The sequence below is a fragment of the Nonomuraea sp. NPDC050022 genome, assembly GCF_044460705.1.
Lineage (GTDB): Bacteria > Actinomycetota > Actinomycetes > Streptosporangiales > Streptosporangiaceae > Nonomuraea.
On the sequence record NZ_JBITKE010000018.1, the window covers coordinates 131158 to 145708 of the forward strand.

At 68.5% G+C, this 14551-nt stretch carries 12 protein-coding genes; 3 read left to right on the forward strand and 9 right to left on the reverse strand.

All coding sequences use genetic code 11. The features are described from left to right. Positions 1 to 166: 166 nt before the first annotated feature. Positions 167 to 1342: a tyrosine-type recombinase/integrase gene (locus ACIBO2_RS52340; RefSeq protein WP_397304794.1), complete on the forward strand. Its 1176-nt coding sequence runs from the start codon at positions 167 to 169 to the stop codon at positions 1340 to 1342. 376 nt (positions 1343 to 1718) lie between these two features. On the opposite strand, the gene ACIBO2_RS52345 is transcribed toward ACIBO2_RS52340, so the two are convergent. From ACIBO2_RS52345 to ACIBO2_RS52380, 8 genes are all read right to left on the reverse strand, one after another. Further along, on the reverse strand, positions 1719 to 1925 hold the full coding sequence (locus tag ACIBO2_RS52345) for a hypothetical protein (protein ID WP_358548127.1): 207 nt from the start codon (positions 1923 to 1925) through the stop codon (positions 1719 to 1721). Positions 1926 to 2037: 112 nt separating this feature from the next. Beyond that, positions 2038 to 2733 (reverse strand): hypothetical protein, encoded by a 696-nt coding sequence (locus ACIBO2_RS52350; protein WP_397304795.1) that lies wholly within the window; start codon positions 2731 to 2733, stop codon positions 2038 to 2040. Next, positions 2730 to 3635, reverse strand: a complete 906-nt coding sequence (locus ACIBO2_RS52355) for an ABC transporter ATP-binding protein (RefSeq protein ID WP_358548132.1) — start codon at positions 3633 to 3635, stop codon at positions 2730 to 2732. The genes ACIBO2_RS52350 and ACIBO2_RS52355 overlap by 4 nt, the downstream gene beginning before the upstream one ends. Further along, complete coding sequence (locus ACIBO2_RS52360; RefSeq protein ID WP_189140698.1) at positions 3632 to 4006, reverse strand: GntR family transcriptional regulator; 375 nt, start codon at positions 4004 to 4006, stop codon at positions 3632 to 3634. Before ACIBO2_RS52360 ends, ACIBO2_RS52355 begins: the two co-directional genes overlap by 4 nt. Before the next feature lie 157 nt (positions 4007 to 4163). Beyond that, a complete protein-coding gene (locus ACIBO2_RS52365) occupies positions 4164 to 7205 on the reverse strand; it encodes a Tn3 family transposase (RefSeq protein WP_397304796.1) in 3042 nt (1013 codons plus the stop codon). A gap of 133 nt (positions 7206 to 7338) precedes the next feature. After that, positions 7339 to 8580 (reverse strand): FAD-dependent monooxygenase, encoded by a 1242-nt coding sequence (locus tag ACIBO2_RS52370; RefSeq protein ID WP_357618265.1) that lies wholly within the window; start codon positions 8578 to 8580, stop codon positions 7339 to 7341. A 416-nt stretch (positions 8581 to 8996) separates the two neighbouring features. Then, the gene (locus ACIBO2_RS52375; RefSeq protein WP_358548143.1) at positions 8997 to 10004 is read right to left on the reverse strand and encodes an NAD(P)H-binding protein; all 1008 of its coding nucleotides are present in this window, start codon (positions 10002 to 10004) and stop codon (positions 8997 to 8999) included. A gap of 37 nt (positions 10005 to 10041) precedes the next feature. Continuing rightward, the gene (locus ACIBO2_RS52380; protein WP_397304797.1) at positions 10042 to 11076 is read right to left on the reverse strand and encodes an NAD(P)/FAD-dependent oxidoreductase; all 1035 of its coding nucleotides are present in this window, start codon (positions 11074 to 11076) and stop codon (positions 10042 to 10044) included. A gap of 319 nt (positions 11077 to 11395) precedes the next feature. On the opposite strand from ACIBO2_RS52380, the gene ACIBO2_RS52385 reads away from it, so the two are divergent. Both ACIBO2_RS52385 and ACIBO2_RS52390 read left to right on the forward strand, forming a co-directional pair. After that, complete coding sequence (locus tag ACIBO2_RS52385) at positions 11396 to 13039, forward strand: FAD-dependent oxidoreductase (protein ID WP_397304798.1); 1644 nt, start codon at positions 11396 to 11398, stop codon at positions 13037 to 13039. Positions 13040 to 13374: 335 nt separating this feature from the next. Then, a complete protein-coding gene (locus ACIBO2_RS52390) occupies positions 13375 to 13701 on the forward strand; it encodes a hypothetical protein (RefSeq protein ID WP_397304799.1) in 327 nt (108 codons plus the stop codon). A gap of 4 nt (positions 13702 to 13705) precedes the next feature. Here ACIBO2_RS52390 and ACIBO2_RS52395 read toward each other — a convergent pair whose 3' ends face one another. Next, on the reverse strand, positions 13706 to 14548 hold the full coding sequence (locus ACIBO2_RS52395) for an alpha/beta fold hydrolase (RefSeq protein WP_358548155.1): 843 nt from the start codon (positions 14546 to 14548) through the stop codon (positions 13706 to 13708). Positions 14549 to 14551: the final 3 nt, after the last annotated feature.

The following is a 14551-nucleotide window of genomic DNA, read 5'->3' on the forward strand; positions in this document are numbered from 1 at the left end:
ACATGACCCTCCCGGCCATCCCCGCGACCTGCGTCCGAGCATTCGTTCGACGAAGTTGGGGTGCCGGTAAGAAACGTGTCATGAGCCCCAAACGAGCTGCTGGCCCAAGCTCGCGCTTGGCTGACTCTCTTCAGGAAATGACCCTTCCGTGAAGTAATGTGGCTGCATGCCGTCCTCCACCCCCAGCTCGGCGTCCCTGCTCGCCGGGCAGGATCGCGCCGAAATCACTTCACGAAAGGTGGTCGGGCTTCCCGAACGCCTCGATCCGGCCGACGACAGCCTCCCGGTCTGGACGGAGCGCTACCTCGATCTCGCCGTGCGCGGAGTCCGCTCAGCTGAGGTCACCGCCAAGATCTCCCGGCACCTGGAGCGCTTCGGCGCCTGGATCACCGGCGGCCTCGGGCACGACCGGCTCTCGGCCGTCACCCCGCGCGAGATCGCAGCCTGGCGCGACCACCTGGCCGCCGCCGGCAACCGCGGCCGCGACAACATGCCCGCGCCGATGACGCCAGCGACCGTCAACAACCACCTCGCGCACCTGTCAGCGCTGTTCACCTGGATCACCGCGCACGCCCCCGAAGGGTTGCTGCGCCACGGCGACCCGACCAAGAAAGTCCCCCCGCTACCACTGCCCGCCCCGCAGCCGCGAGCGCTGGCCGCCGCCCAGGTGCGCACCGTCAAGAACGTCGTGGACCGGATCGAGACCTTCCACGAGCTCAAGGGCCGCCGTCACCGTGGCGCCGCCACGCCCCGGGTGCACGCCCACGCTCGCCCGCTGCGCGACCGGGCCATCATCTACCTGCTGTTCGGCACCGGGCTGCGCCGCGCGGAGCTGGTCGGCCTGGACCTGGACCAGCTGGAGCCGGCCGCCCCCGAGCGGCTGCGCCAGGCCAAGAAGGCGCGCCTTGTCGGCGTGCGCGGCAAGGGCCGCACCAGCCGCACCGTGTTCCTGGGCCGCGACGCCCGCCAGGCGCTGGCCGACTACCTCGACCAGGAGCGGCCCGGCGACGCCGCCGCCAGCTCCGGCCCGGCCGCGCTGCTGCTGTCGGCCGCCTCCATCGCCGCCCGCCGCCCCGACGGCCGCCTCTCGGCCCGCTCCATCAACACCATCGTCGGCGAGATCGGCCGCCTGCACGACGCCCAGATGCCCGACCCCGACCGCAAGCTCGGCACCCTGCGCCCGCACGACGCCCGGCACACCTTCGCCTACGGCCTGTCGCAGGCCTCCGGCCACAACCGCGCCGAACTCGAGCGCCGCCTCGGCCACGCCAACGACCGCTACCTGCGCCTGTACACCAACCCACCCGACGACATCGCCGCCGACTACGTCGAAGACCTATGACCGCGAGACCTGAGCACCCCAACGCGACGGGCAGCGTAGCCATCCGCCCAGTCGACGATCCGGGTCGGCGAGTGCTATGACGGCAGGCGCGACGCCGGGAGCGCCTGGACCGCCAGCTGCGTCGATGACGCTGAGTGTGGGCCGAGTATGGAACACCGCTTGGCCTGGCGTCGGTTCGACCAAGCTGTACCGATACCACATCGCCATGGTGGTGGCGCGCTCCGCGCCGGCTGCTGATCCAACTCAACCGCCACCAGATCTCGGCCCGCCGGGGCGCGATCATCTGACGCGGCCACCATCGCCAGCGCCGTTGCGTTGCTTCCTGGACTTCCCGGTGGCGCCTACGACCTCCGTAGCCGATACCCGGGTGCGACGCTCAGGAGTCGCGGCGGGCATTCCTTCGCGGCGCGATGAAGACGGCCCAGGCGGCCACACCCAGGCCCGGACCTAGCGCGACGCCGAGAGCGACGTTGTCGAAAAGACCCCCGACGAGGAGGCCGAAGGCAGCGCCAAATGCGATCCAGATCCCGAGATTTGCCCAGATCCCGAGACCTGCGGGCGGGGGCGTGTTGTTGCTCGTCATTGCATCTCTCCTAAGGACGCGGGCGGACAGGGCTGACAATCTGGCGGCCCATCACGGCGGAGTTGGTGTTCGCGTTGTTCGGTGGTGCGGAGCGGCCGTGTGCCCGCCGCGGCTACGCCGTGGCACGGCGGATGAGCGTGTACCCGCCGACGGCGAACGCGGCGGCGACCAGGACCGGCCAGCCGGCGAGCAGCGCCGTGGGGGACTGGTCGAGCAACCAGCGGCCGATCGCGTGCCATTGCCGGGTCCACGTGATCAGCGCGGCGGCCAGCCCGAGCGCGGTGAAGGCCAGGGTGAGGCTGGCGAGGACGCCGGTGGTGCCCCAGCGCAGGTACAACGTGCCGAGCAGGATCCCGAGGTGGGTTACGACCAGCATGGGTACCGCGTACCCGAGCAGGAGCAGCACCGGGTTGGCGTCATCCATGAACGGCAGGCCGAAGAAGCGCATCCCCATCCCCCAGTAGCCAGTGGCCTGTTCCACGGCGCGCAGCAGGCAGAGCACCAGCGCGTAGACCACCGACTGGACGACCGCGAGCAGCGACCAGGCCAGGTAGAACTCCCGGCGGGTCACGCTCATGCCCAGCGCGTACGGGAAGATCTGGGTGACCGAGACGGTGGCCATCCCGATCGCGACGCCGCACAGGCTGACCAGGCCGCCGGTGTTCGTCACGCCGTCGCCCGGGTCGTAGTTCGCCATGAAGCCCAACAGGTTGATGCCGAACGCGACGGCCGTCATGCTCCACGTCCAGCCCACGATGTGCGGCCAGGCCGGCATCTGGAGACGGACTACCTGACGGATGCGGTTCATCGGGCGGCCTCCCGGTCCGCCGGCGCCGTTGTCGTCGGCTCTGCGGTCAGGCGGACCACGAGTTGCTGTAACGACAGCGGCTCCAGCTCGACGTTGAGCGTCTGCGCGAGCGCCTTCGCGTGCGGTCCGAGCCCACCGAGGATGGTCGACCGGACCAGGCCGCTCGACCGCTCGCGGTGCAACTCGGTGCGTCCGGCCGCGAACCCGTCCACGGCCTCCGCCCGTCCGGTGGCCGCCACCGCCCGCCCGCGCAGGTCGTCGGCGTCCTCATCGAGCAGCAGCCGGCCACGGTCGATGAGCAGCACCCGCTCGACCAGATCGCTCACCTCGTCGATGAGGTGGGTGGACAGCACCACGGTGCGGGGATGCCCGGCGTAGTCGGCGAGCAGGCGGTCGTAGAAAAGCTGCCGGGCGGCCGGGTCGAGCCCGAGGTACGGCTCGTCGAAGAACGTCAGGGGCGCCCGCGCGGCCAGCCCGACGGTCACGCCGAGGGCCGACAGCATGCCCCGCGAGAGCCTGCGGACCAGCCGCCCGGCCGGTAGCTGGAAGTCCGCGGCGAGGCCGTGCGCGAACGTGTCGTCCCAGTTCACAAACAGCCGGCGTGCGGTGCGAAAGACGTGGCGCACGGTGTAGACGTGGGGGTAGCGCTGGCCCTCCCGGACGAAACAGACCTTCGACAGGACGGCCGGGTTCTCCACCGGTGGCGCGTCGAAGACCGACACCTTCCCCGACGACGCGAACGCCTGCCCGGTGAGGATCTGCATCAGGGTGGTCTTGCCCGCCCCGTTGCGCCCGAGCAGGCCGTAGATCGTGTGCTCGGCCAGCGCGAAGCTCACGTCGTCGAGCGCCGTGACGTCACCAAAGCGCTTGGTCACCCCGTGTGCGGTTACCACCGCCGTCATCCCAGGTCCCTCCCGACAACCGCACCGAATGAATCGATCATCTTCATCAGCTCGTCGTGGCCGATACCGAGCTTGCGCGCCTCGGCGAGCAGGGGTTCCACGTACTGTTCGGTGAACCGTTCCCGTCGCCGCTCGCGCAGCCTGGCCCGGGCGCCACCGGCGACGAACATGCCGATGCCGCGTCGCTTGTAGAGCGTTCCCTCCGACACGAGTTGGTTGACGCCCTTGGCCGCGGTGGCCGGGTTGATCCGGTGAAAGGCGGCAAGCTCGTTGGTGGACGGGACCTGGGCCTCCTCCACCAGCGACCCGTCGATGATCGAGTTCTCGATCAGCTCGGCGATCTGAAGGAAGATCGGTCGGTCGTCGTCCATCGTTGGCTTAGCCGCCCAACTGGTTAGCTACATGTGTAGCTAACCATGCAACCTTGCGCCGCGGCTGTCAAGCAGACCGGGCATCCCGCGACCTCAGCCGGCAGCGGCGCCGGGACCCGTTTCCCAGGGGCGCGCACGCCCTACCACGATCATGAAGCTAGTCCGGGTTTCCCGCCTCCGGAGCTTGCGCAGCGCCGCCGAGCGAAAGGCGCTTGGCCACATCCAGCCGTACCTCGCCGTAGGGCTGGACATGCTGCCAGAACAGCGGGGTCAGCCCGCGCTGGTCGGCGGGTTTGAGCATGGTGACCCATTCGGGGTCGGCCAGGACATCTTGAAGCATCAGGGTGTTGATGTACACGAGCGCGGCCTGCAGGATGCGCAGGCACAACACGCTCATCTCTAGCTCCTCGCGCCGGTTGGTGGCGATGTCGCCGCCCTTGCCGTAGAAGATGACCGAGTTCGCTCCGTTGGAGGACTCCACCACGTTGAGCCCTTCCTGGATCTCTCGCTGGAGCTCGCGCAGGCGCAGATAGCGGGCGACGAAGATGGTCTTCTGCGCCCGGCCGACCTCCAGCATGGCCTGGTAGGTGGGATGGGAGGCGGACTCGGTGAAGCGGCGCAGGATCGCCTCGGTGGAGGCGGTGCCCTGCTTGATCGCGGTGGCGTATTTGATCATCTGGTCGTAGTTCTGTTCGATCAGGTCCCAGCGGATCGGCCGGGTCATCGCTGGCGTCAGCCGCGGGTACAGGTCGCTTTCGCCGCTCTCGATCCGGTAGAGCTTGACCTTGTTGATCTGCTTGATGCGCGGTAGCAGGTCAAAGCCCAGGAGCCTGGTCACGCCGAACCCGATTTCGGTCTGGCCGTGAGAGTCGACATAGTTTCCCTCGACCTTCATGGTGGTGCCGTGCCGGACCGCGCCCTCGATCATCGCGTGCACCTCCGAGGCCGAGGCACGCAGGGTCTGGGAGTGCACGACCATGGACCCGCGTTCGATGTGCCAGTAGATGAGGATGCCGCGGCCGCCGTACCGCGAGTGCCACTCGGTGAAAATATTCTGATCGTAGGCGCGCACGTGCGTGGAGTCGGAGGCGACGGTGGTAGTCCCCTCGCCCCACAGCGCCACGTCCCGGGCGGTGAAGGTGGCGTTCGCGATGGCGATCGCGATGTCGGTGGCGACCTGCGGGGTCAGATAGCGGCGCCGGACGTAGCGGATATCGTCTTCGCTGTGGGCGTGGCCACCGGAGGCCACGGCCCGGATCCCGGTGTTGGTGCCGTACCCGAAGATCGCGAGCATCAGCCGCTCGGCCAGCACCTCGGGCTTGAGGCTGGAGCCGCCCACCACCGAGGTGACCGCCTTCAGGCAGCCGGTGCGCAACACCGCCTCCTTGAGCATGTCGACCAGCGGGACCGAGCCCCAGCGCCGCCCCACCTCATTCTTGATCCGGCGCAAGTTCCGCGGCTCATCCGCCGGGCCGAGCTTCGTCAGCTTGATCGCGCCGGACTTACGTTCGGAGATCGCCAACCAGCCCAGCTTCGGCAGCGCGGTATCGAGCGACTCCAGCTCGGCGCGCATCTCGGCCTTCAACTCGGCGATGAAGTCCTTCGGGTCCAGCGGCTTGCGCAGCTCGGCGTAGTTCTCCACGCGGCGGGCGGCGAAATCCTTGGGCAGGTCCTCCTCCGGGTCGCGGAAGGAATGAGCGCCGACCACCCAGATCTCCTTGCACCGCAGGGCCTCGCGCAGCGCCTGGAAGGTGACGATCTCGTACACCATCCGCACCACCCACCGACGCCCGCGCTTGTCGTTCTTGAACACCAGGTCCTCCCACTCACCAGCGGTGCCGCGGTGCTCGGGCACCACCTCGCCGCATGGGTAATAGGTGGTGTTGCCCGCCTTGGCGTAGCGGCGGATCAACTTCATTGCCTCGATCACCGGCTGGAAGGCGGTGTTGTTGCTCTTGAACTCCAGGGTGTCCAGCAGCGCGATCAGGCCGCGCCGGTAGTGGTTGGTGTAGGAGGCGCGCAGCGTGGTCTGCACCGTGGTTCGGTAGGCCGGGCCCTTGGTCTTGAACTCGTGCACCAGATCCCGCAGCGTCTGCTCGCCGCCGCTGACAGCCGGGAAGCTGACCTGGCGGACCGAATCGTCGGGCTGGCCGAGCGCGGCGTCAGCGACCTTGAATAGGATGTTCTCCTTCCCGTTCACCCGCTTGAACGCGTTGATCAGCTCCTTGGTCACCTTGCTGTCGGCCCGCGCCTTGATCCGATGCACGGTGGCGATCAGCAGTTCCACCAGCGCGTCGGTGATCTCCCGCTCCCGCTCCTGGACCAGCGCCGCCAGCAGCAGCACCGTCAGCTCGCGCGGATGCGTGCGCATGTGGGAGGGCGCTTCCACCGCCGCCCGGGCCCGCCAAGCGGCCAGCACCTTGGGCGCCACGTCGGCGAACAACCCGGGCGGCAGCTCGATCGAGCGCGCCGCCGCCAGCTTGCGGATCTCGGTCATCATCGACTCCAGGCTCACGTTGCCCGGCGCGGACTTGATCAACGTCAGGAGGCCGGAGTCGACGTCGTCATCGTCCCCGGCAGGTGCCTCACCCATAGGTTCCTGACGGTCACCGGCCCCCTCGTTCACCGCGCGGCTCGCATCTTCGATGCCGACCAGCGCGTAGATCCGCTGCGTGGTCTCGGGACTCAACCGGGAGGCGATCCGCACCGACCAGGCGACCTCCGCGTTGTGCAGGGCCGAGGCCACGATCCGGGAGATCCGTCCAGGCGCTGGCGGTTCGATCCGCTCCTCGCGCAGATGCTTGAGCAACTCCTCCCGAACCCGTTCAGGCCGCCGCTCGGCGTGCGCGACCTCCTCGGCCAGCCACACCGCCAGCTTCGTCGCGTCCTCGGTCGTGCAGGTGCGAAAGCCCAGGTGCGTACGGATCTGACTGCGGTGGTACTCGATCGTGGAGCCGGACCACTCATAAAAGCCGAGCTCCGAGGCAGGAACCCGGACCTGCTTGGCCACGTGCTCAACCACGTCTTCCGGCAGCTCTGAACGGCCGCGCGGGAACCTGCCGTGCTGCGTGTAGAACTTCAGCAAGATCGCGAAGCCGAGTCGCGTGGCGTCGCGCTTTCCGGCGATCAGGTCGCGCTCTTCATCCAGGATCGTCCAGTGCTCGACCAACTCGTCGATGTGCATCGGGGGGTGTTTCATGACCACCCAGCATTGACCAGGCAAGTTACAGCAAGATCAACGCCGTTTGGGGCTCATGACACGTTTCTTACCGGCACCCCAAGTTGCGGGCCCAGACGACCTCGTTCTCCCGCTCGTATTCGAGGAACTCCACTCACGCTGCAGCGGCGGCGATATCCAGACTTTTCATCCGCGCCCTGTTGGTCATCATCTTGGCGAGCAGCCGGCCGGCGATCGGCAGCCGGGCGAGGCGGATCATCACGGACCGAAGCAGCAACTCGGCGCGGTTGCCTGGGGTGAAGAAACCGCGCATGCTCACACCGCTGCCGAGGTGGTGGTCGATGAACGGGCGCAGGTGGTCCTCCCAGTCCTGCAGCGCTCGTGGCACGTCGTGCGGGTGGCGTTCCAGCATGGTGCCGAGCAGGTCCGCCCCGGCCAGGCCGGTGGATGCCCCCATGCCGGAGTAAACGGTCAGGCACCACGCGGCGTCGCCGACGAGCACGACTCGGCCGCGGTGCCAGTGGTCGAGGTGCACCTGCTCGGCGGAGTCGAACAGGTGGTCCGGGGCCTTCTCGAACTGGTCGAGCAGCCAACCGAGCGTGGAGCCGGTGGGCTCGGGGCCGTAGGCGGCGCGCAGCGAGTCGATGGCCGGCCGGGTGAACTCGGCGTCCACGTCGTCGGTGCGGTAGGAGAACAGCACCGACGGCGGACGGTCGGCGAACGAGAACACCCACACCGATCGGCCCGCCTCGGCCATGTACAGCCCGTCCTGTAGGCGGTAGCCGGGTACCGGCTCGGGCAGGCTGTACACGGCGATCATGTAGTTCAGCCGACGGATCGGGCTCTGCTCGGGCTCGAACGCAAGCCGGCGCACCGTCGAGCGCAGTCCGTCTGCCCCGACCACCAGGTCGAACCGTTCGACGGTCGTCGTCTCCGTCGTCAGGTCGCGGATCTCGACGTCCACCCCGTCGAGGTACTGGTCCAGCGCGATCGGCACGGTCGAGTACCGGATCTCGACCTCGTCGGGCAGGGCGGTGAAGGCCGCGTCTTCGATGTCGCCCCGCATCACCATTCGAGACCCGCCGAACACATCGGCGTAGCCCACACCGCGGCGGCGCCGGCCCGTGCGGTCGACGTCGTAGCTCACGCCTTCCGGAGCGAAGCGATTCGGCACCGCATCGGCGATGCCCAGCCGCTGCGCGGCGGCGAGCCCGGTCCCGAACAGGGCGATGAAGTATCCGCCGCGGCGCCGCTCGGGGGCCTTCTCCAGCACCACCACGTCCCAGCCCGCGCGATGCAGTCGCAGCGCGGAGGCGATCCCGCTGATCCCGAGGCCGACCACCAGGGCCCGCTGTCGCGATGTCGTGTTCTTGTCCATGGGATTGCGGTCCGACATTGTCGTGTCCTCCATCTGGTTGGGGTGGGTCGGCCCTTCAGGAAGCCGAGGATGTGGAGTCGTCGAGGCGGGCGAGGAAGCCGAGGAGTGTGGCGTTGACCTCGGCGGGACGCTCCTGCTTGCTTGCTGGCATGGCTGAAAACCGTCTGGAAACTGATCGGTTTCCACCTGGGAAACAGATCGGTTCCTCGCCAACGAAGGTGAGGCGAGCGGGTGACGGGCTGAGATCTCAGGGCTTCAAGATCATCCTGTGGCCCCCTTTTGCGGTCAGCAGTTGCCGGCCAAAGGGACAAGCTTGCGGAGACGCCACACGTCCGGGCTTACTACCGCGTACGCCGCCGCGGCGCCGAAGTCGTGACCGATGAGATCCGCCTGCTGAGGACTCCGGTGTGACGTCATGTTCTGCTCCGGAGCGCTCAGTGGCTCGGGGCACCCACCAGTTCGCGCAGGCGAGTATTGTTCTGCAGCGCCCATCGCATGGTCCGCGGTGGGCGTCCGAGCAGGGTTTCCAGTTGGTCGGAGAGGACGTTGTACCGCCCGCTGGCGATCAGCCTGGTCTGGATCTTCAGGTGCGCTGCCACGTGCCGGGCCGCAGCCGGATCGCCCAGGGTCTCCTGCAGGACGGTCTCATCAAGGAAGGCCTCGTTCCAGGTCTCCACTTCCTCAGGGATGTAGACGACCTGGCGTCCCAGCACGGCTGCGTAGTCCTCAGCGAACCCGTACATGTCCTTCAGCTCCGGGCCGGTGAGCGCGTAGGACTTCGAGATGTGCGGTGCGGGGTCGGCCAGGATCTTCACGCACACCTCGGCCACGTCGTGCACGGCGATGGGCGCGAGCCGCTGGTTGCCGAAGGGCAGGCGCAGTTCGCCGTTGCTCAGCGGGCCCAGGAGCATCCAGGTCAGATGGGGGTTCTCGGCGAACAGGGTCGCACGCACGTTGACGGTGGGGATGCCGGACCAGTCCAGCACCCGCTCGCAGACCCAGTGCGCCCGCTGCTGCGGTGACCAGTCCGTGACCAGTCCGCCGAGCCAGGAACGCCGCTCTTCCTCCGGTGTGGTCATCTTCTCGAGCGTCATGTACGACTGCTCGTAGTTGGACATGTGCACGAAGGCCTCGATGTCGCCCTGGGCTCGCGCCGCCGCGACCATCAAGGTGAGGGCATCGGCGTAGTACGGCTGCGGGGTCATGCTGAAGTAGATGCGCCTGACACCCTTCAGCGCGGCGGCCACGTCCGCGAGTTTGAGCAGGTCGCCGACGAAGACCTCGGCCCCGGCCTCGCGCAGCGACTGCGCGCGTTCGTCGTCCCGTCGCACGAACGCGCGCACCGGGTGGCCCTGTTCGAGCAGCATGTCGACCATCACCCTGCTCACGCCACCGACTTGGCCGCCGGCGCCGGTGATCAGAATGGGATTGCGCTCCGACATCGTCGTGTCCTTCATCGGGTTGGGGTGGGTCGGCCGTTCATGCTGTGGCCGCTTTCAGGCTCACCTCGGCGATCCCCTGCAGGGCCGCGTCGGTGTCCGCGATGGCCAGCACCTTGTTGATGTCGGCGCCGGCCAGTGCGCCGGCCGCTGCGGAGGCTCCGACCTGGGCGACCGGATCGGTGGCGTTGCCGGCCACCCACACACCCGGCACCTCGGTGATGCCGGCCGCGCCGGAGGCGAAACCGCGGGCCATGTTCGGCAGGTCCTGCACCGGCAGGCCCAGACCTTCCAGGCCCTGGGTGCGGGCCTGCATCCGCGGGCCGACCGCGAGGACGCGGCGGGCCACGACCTGACCATCGGCCAGGCGCACCCCGGCGAGGGCACCGCTGGTGTCGTTGACGACCTCGGTGACCGGGGTGTCGATGACGCGGATGCCACGGGCGGCGAAACGGGCGCGGCTGTCTTCGTCCAGGTCGGTGCCGTGGGTGAAGTAGGTCAGGTCCTCGGTCAGCTGACGGAACAGCAATGCGTGGCCGATGGAGGCCGGGCCGGTGGCGAGGACACCGATGGGTTCATCGCGCACCTCCCAGCCGTGGCAGAACGGGCAGTGCACCACGCTGTGCCCCCAGTGCTCGGCGAGCCTGGGCACCTCCGGCAGCACATCCGTGAGGCCGGTGGCCACCAGGATGCGGCGAGCGGTGACGCTGCGGCCGTCGGCCAGGGTGACGGTGAACCGCAGGTCCCCGTCCGCCGACGGAGCGGCAGGCTCGGCCGAGACCACCTCGCCCTGGACGACGCGTCCGCCGTACTGGCGCACCTGCTCGCGGCCCCGTCGAAGGATCTCCGACGGCGGAGTGCCGTCGAAGACGATGAAGCCGTGCACGGCCTCCGCGGGCGCGTTGCGCGGGGAGCCACTGTCGATCACGACGACCGAGCGGCGGGAGCGGGCGAGGATCAGCGCACCGTTCAGCCCCGCGGCGCCCCCGCCGATCACCACCACGTCGACGGTCCCCTCGGCCAGCGCATCGCTCGCGGAGTCCTCGCCGAAGAGCGGCTGGGTCACCTGTGTCATGAGTTCAACCTCCAAGCCGCCTTCGCGGCATCACGGTCCCGCAAGCCCGGACCAAGCCGGTCCGGCGAGCCCAGGACGGTTGTGTACTGAACTGTCAGAAACCTATGCGGTTCTGTACTGACTTGTCAAAGTACGGCAGGTCGGCCATACGATCAGACTGGTCAGGTCCACGAAGGACGCTCGCTGTGGTGGTTGGGCACGGCGGCGATGGCCGTGGCGAGAGTTGAGCCCAGGAAAACGGAAGTCGGGGCCGACGCCGGCAAAACGAGCGGAGAAGAATCGTGACCGGAGTGATTCGCCTGCCAGACAAGGGAGAAGCATGAGCATCATCCCCGTGCCGGACGAGCTGACCCATTACTCGTCCCGTCGGCTGGGCGAGGTCGATGAGGTGGCCTGGCCGGTGTTGAGCCAACACGCCCTGGACCTGTTGCGGTCATCCGGTGAGGAACTGCACCCCGCGCCCGGCGAGTTGCTGTGGGACGCCGGTGATCCCACCGACTTGCACCTCGTGCTGACCGGTGGCGTGCTCCTCGTGGACCGCCGGGAGGACCGGGTCGTCTTCGTGATCGAGGCCGGTGACTTCGTCGGCGAGCTGGGCATGCTGATGGGACAACGCGCCGTCTTCCAGGGCGTGGCCATGGAAGACACCGCGATCCTGCGGGTTCGGGTGGAGGAACTGCGCCGGCTGGTGGAGATCTCGGGGGAGCTGAGCGATGTCCTGCTGTCCGCTTTGGACGCCCGGCGGCGCTTCCTGAGCAGGAAGGGCGAGGGTGGTCTGGTACTGGCCGGAGACGACGACCGCGACCTGCACCGCCTCCAGGACTTCGCTGAACGCAACCAGATTCCCTACCGGACGGTGCTGCGCTCGAACCCGTCGGCGTGGTCGGAGCTGGCGCAGACCTGTGCCTTGCCCGAGACCGGTACGGCCGTTGTCACGGCACAGCGCCGCGTCATGACGGCGCCTACCACGCGTGACCTGGCAACCGCGCTGGGAATCGACCTGTGGGGCATCGCCGACGATTCTCGGTGTGACCTGCTGGTGGTGGGCGCCGGACCGGCGGGGCTGGCCGCTGCTGTGTACGGGGCGTCGGAGGGACTGGACGTGGTCGTCGTCGAGGACGTCGCCATCGGCGGCCAGGCCGGCAACTCGTCACGGATCGAGAACTACCTCGGCTTCTACCGCGGCGTGTCCGGGGTTGAACTGGCACGGGCGGCGATGCCGCAGGCGGTCAAGTTCGGGACCAGGCTTCTATCACCCCGCTCAGTCACTGGGCTGTCGGAGGTGCCCGGCGGGTTTCGGGTGCGGCTCGACGACGAGCACGACGTCCTCGCCTCAGCGGTGATCATCGCCAGCGGCGTGCGCTACCGGCGCCTGGACCTGCCTGGCCTCGTCGACCTGGAGGGCCGTGGCGTCTACTACGCCGCAAGCCAACTGGAGGCCAACCAGGTCTCCGGGCGGAACGCCGTCGTGGTCGGGGGCGCCAACTCCGCCGGCCAGGCGGCCCTGTTTCTCGCGCGGAACGCCGGCCACGTCCACGTCCTGATCCGCCGCGATGACCTGCGCGACACCATGTCGAACTACCTGGCGCAGCGCCTTACCCACCACGAGCGGATCACCGTGCACCCTCGCTGCGAACTGTCCGCCGCCCATGGCAGCAGTCGGCTCAGCGGGCTGACCTGGCACGACCGCGCCCGCGACCGGGACGTACGACTCGACGCGGCCGCACTGTTCCTGATGATCGGCGCGGACCCCTGCACACCCTGGCTGCACGACATCGGCGTCGACCTCGACGCCAAGGGCTTCGTGCTCACCCACGACAGCTTCGCCACCTCGATACCCGGGCTGTTCGCCGTCGGTGACGTGCGCGCAGACTCCGTCAAGCGGGTGGCATCGGCCGTCGGCGAGGGATCCGTGGTCATCTCCGCAGTCCACGCCTACCTCGCCAGCAGAAGGACGTTCTGACCCGAGCCTTACGGCGAGCCATGGTTGAACAGCTCCGGATGCCGGGTCAGCTCGACCCCGGTCCGGCGGATGTGACCGGAGCGCAATCGCGCTCGGCGTCCACCGAGCCCCAGCGCCGGACCGCATCCAGGAGCAGTCGATGCTCCTCGCGGGGCCTTGCCGGTTTGATGCCGCATTCTTTCGGAGTTGGAAGGGATGCATGTCATGCCGAAGCGGTTGGATCCCGAGCTGGGGCCCGAGCTGTCCGGCTGGTGCTGTAGCACCGTGCCGAGTACCCGACCACATACCGTGGCGGTGCTGGCGGTGTCCAAGAAGGTCGCGGTAGGCAGAAGTCGTTGTGGCGCTGGGTCGCCCAGGCCGAGATTGACGGCGGCGAGGCGCCCGGTGTCACGATCGAGGAGAACGAGGAGAACCGTCGGCTGCGTGCGGACGCGATTCTGAAGGCGGCCACAACTTTCTTCGGGGAGCTCGACCTCTGCAACGGCGGATGGTCGCCGTCATCGACGAGCAGCGTTTACCTGACGGTTCTGACCGAGCGGGTTGAAGGTTGCATCGCTGGTCATCGGGCGGAGATCCGCCCCCTCCCGCCGTCGGCAGCAACGCCGTGTCAGAGTCCGCCGTGCGCCGCCTATCCCGGTGGTCTCGCCGCGAGGGTCGAGTGATCCGCTACTGGGCCCATGCCGCGATCCGTTCCGCGATCGCCTCGGGGGCCTCGATGTGCAGGAAGTGACCGACGTCGGGGACAACCTCCAGCGCGTGCGGGGCGGCGAACCGATGTCGGTCGTCGACCTGCGGGGGGAGGATGCAGCCGTCGTCGGCACCGTGGAGCTGCAGCAGGGGCACCGTGATCGGCTGAGACAGGCGGCGCGTCGCCCCAAGCATGCCGGGTCGCAGCATCGCCCGGTAGTACTTGATGGGCGCGGGCATGCTCGCCCGCAGGTGCTCGTGTAGCTCCGCCTGCAGAGCCGGATCGAGCGAGAGGCCGGGCGACCACTGACGCCAGAGGCGGTCGATGAGGGCGAGATCGCGGGCGGCGACCATCAAGCCGCTTCCCGGCAGTTGAAAGAGCCCCATGTACCAGCTTCGGCGTAGCTGAGCGGGGCGCGGCCGGCTCAGGAACGTGAGTGGGTGGGGGAATGCGAGCGTGACCGCGCGTTCGATCCGCTCCGGCGCGGTGACGCAGGTATGGTATGTGATCGCGGCGCCCCAGTCGTGGCCGATCAACTCCACGGCTCGCCCGGGAGACCAGCGGTCGATCAGCGCGAGCACGTCGCTGGTGAGGGCTGCGAGGTCGAACGGCCCCGCGGTTGGGGACGGCGCATAACCGCGAAGCCAGGGCGCGACGACGTGACGTCCGCGGCGGCCGAGCTCGGCGAGGAAGGGCGTCGCGGTCGGCGGATGGTCCGGGAAGCCGTGCAAGACGAGCGTCGGTTGACCATCGGGATCACCACCCTGCAGCGCGTGAAAGGTGCCGTGTGGCAGGTCGAAGGTGACGCGTTCGAACTCCATGTG

Excerpts from the sequence above, each read along its gene's own strand:
- ACIBO2_RS52345 (WP_358548127.1), bottom strand. The coding sequence starts at position 1,925 with ATGACGAGCAACAACACGCCCCCGCCCGCAGGTCTCGGGATCTGGGCA.
- ACIBO2_RS52370 (WP_357618265.1), bottom strand. The coding sequence starts at position 8,580 with ATGTCGGACCGCAATCCCATGGACAAGAACACGACATCGCGACAGCGG.
- ACIBO2_RS52360 (WP_189140698.1), bottom strand. The coding sequence starts at position 4,006 with ATGGACGACGACCGACCGATCTTCCTTCAGATCGCCGAGCTGATCGAG.
- ACIBO2_RS52340 (WP_397304794.1), top strand. The coding sequence starts at position 167 with ATGCCGTCCTCCACCCCCAGCTCGGCGTCCCTGCTCGCCGGGCAGGAT.
- ACIBO2_RS52350 (WP_397304795.1), bottom strand. The coding sequence starts at position 2,733 with ATGAACCGCATCCGTCAGGTAGTCCGTCTCCAGATGCCGGCCTGGCCG.
- ACIBO2_RS52380 (WP_397304797.1), bottom strand. The coding sequence starts at position 11,076 with ATGACACAGGTGACCCAGCCGCTCTTCGGCGAGGACTCCGCGAGCGAT.
- ACIBO2_RS52375 (WP_358548143.1), bottom strand. The coding sequence starts at position 10,004 with ATGTCGGAGCGCAATCCCATTCTGATCACCGGCGCCGGCGGCCAAGTC.
- ACIBO2_RS52355 (WP_358548132.1), bottom strand. The coding sequence starts at position 3,635 with ATGACGGCGGTGGTAACCGCACACGGGGTGACCAAGCGCTTTGGTGAC.
- ACIBO2_RS52395 (WP_358548155.1), bottom strand. The coding sequence starts at position 14,548 with ATGGAGTTCGAACGCGTCACCTTCGACCTGCCACACGGCACCTTTCAC.
- ACIBO2_RS52385 (WP_397304798.1), top strand. The coding sequence starts at position 11,396 with ATGAGCATCATCCCCGTGCCGGACGAGCTGACCCATTACTCGTCCCGT.
- ACIBO2_RS52365 (WP_397304796.1), bottom strand. The coding sequence starts at position 7,205 with ATGAAACACCCCCCGATGCACATCGACGAGTTGGTCGAGCACTGGACG.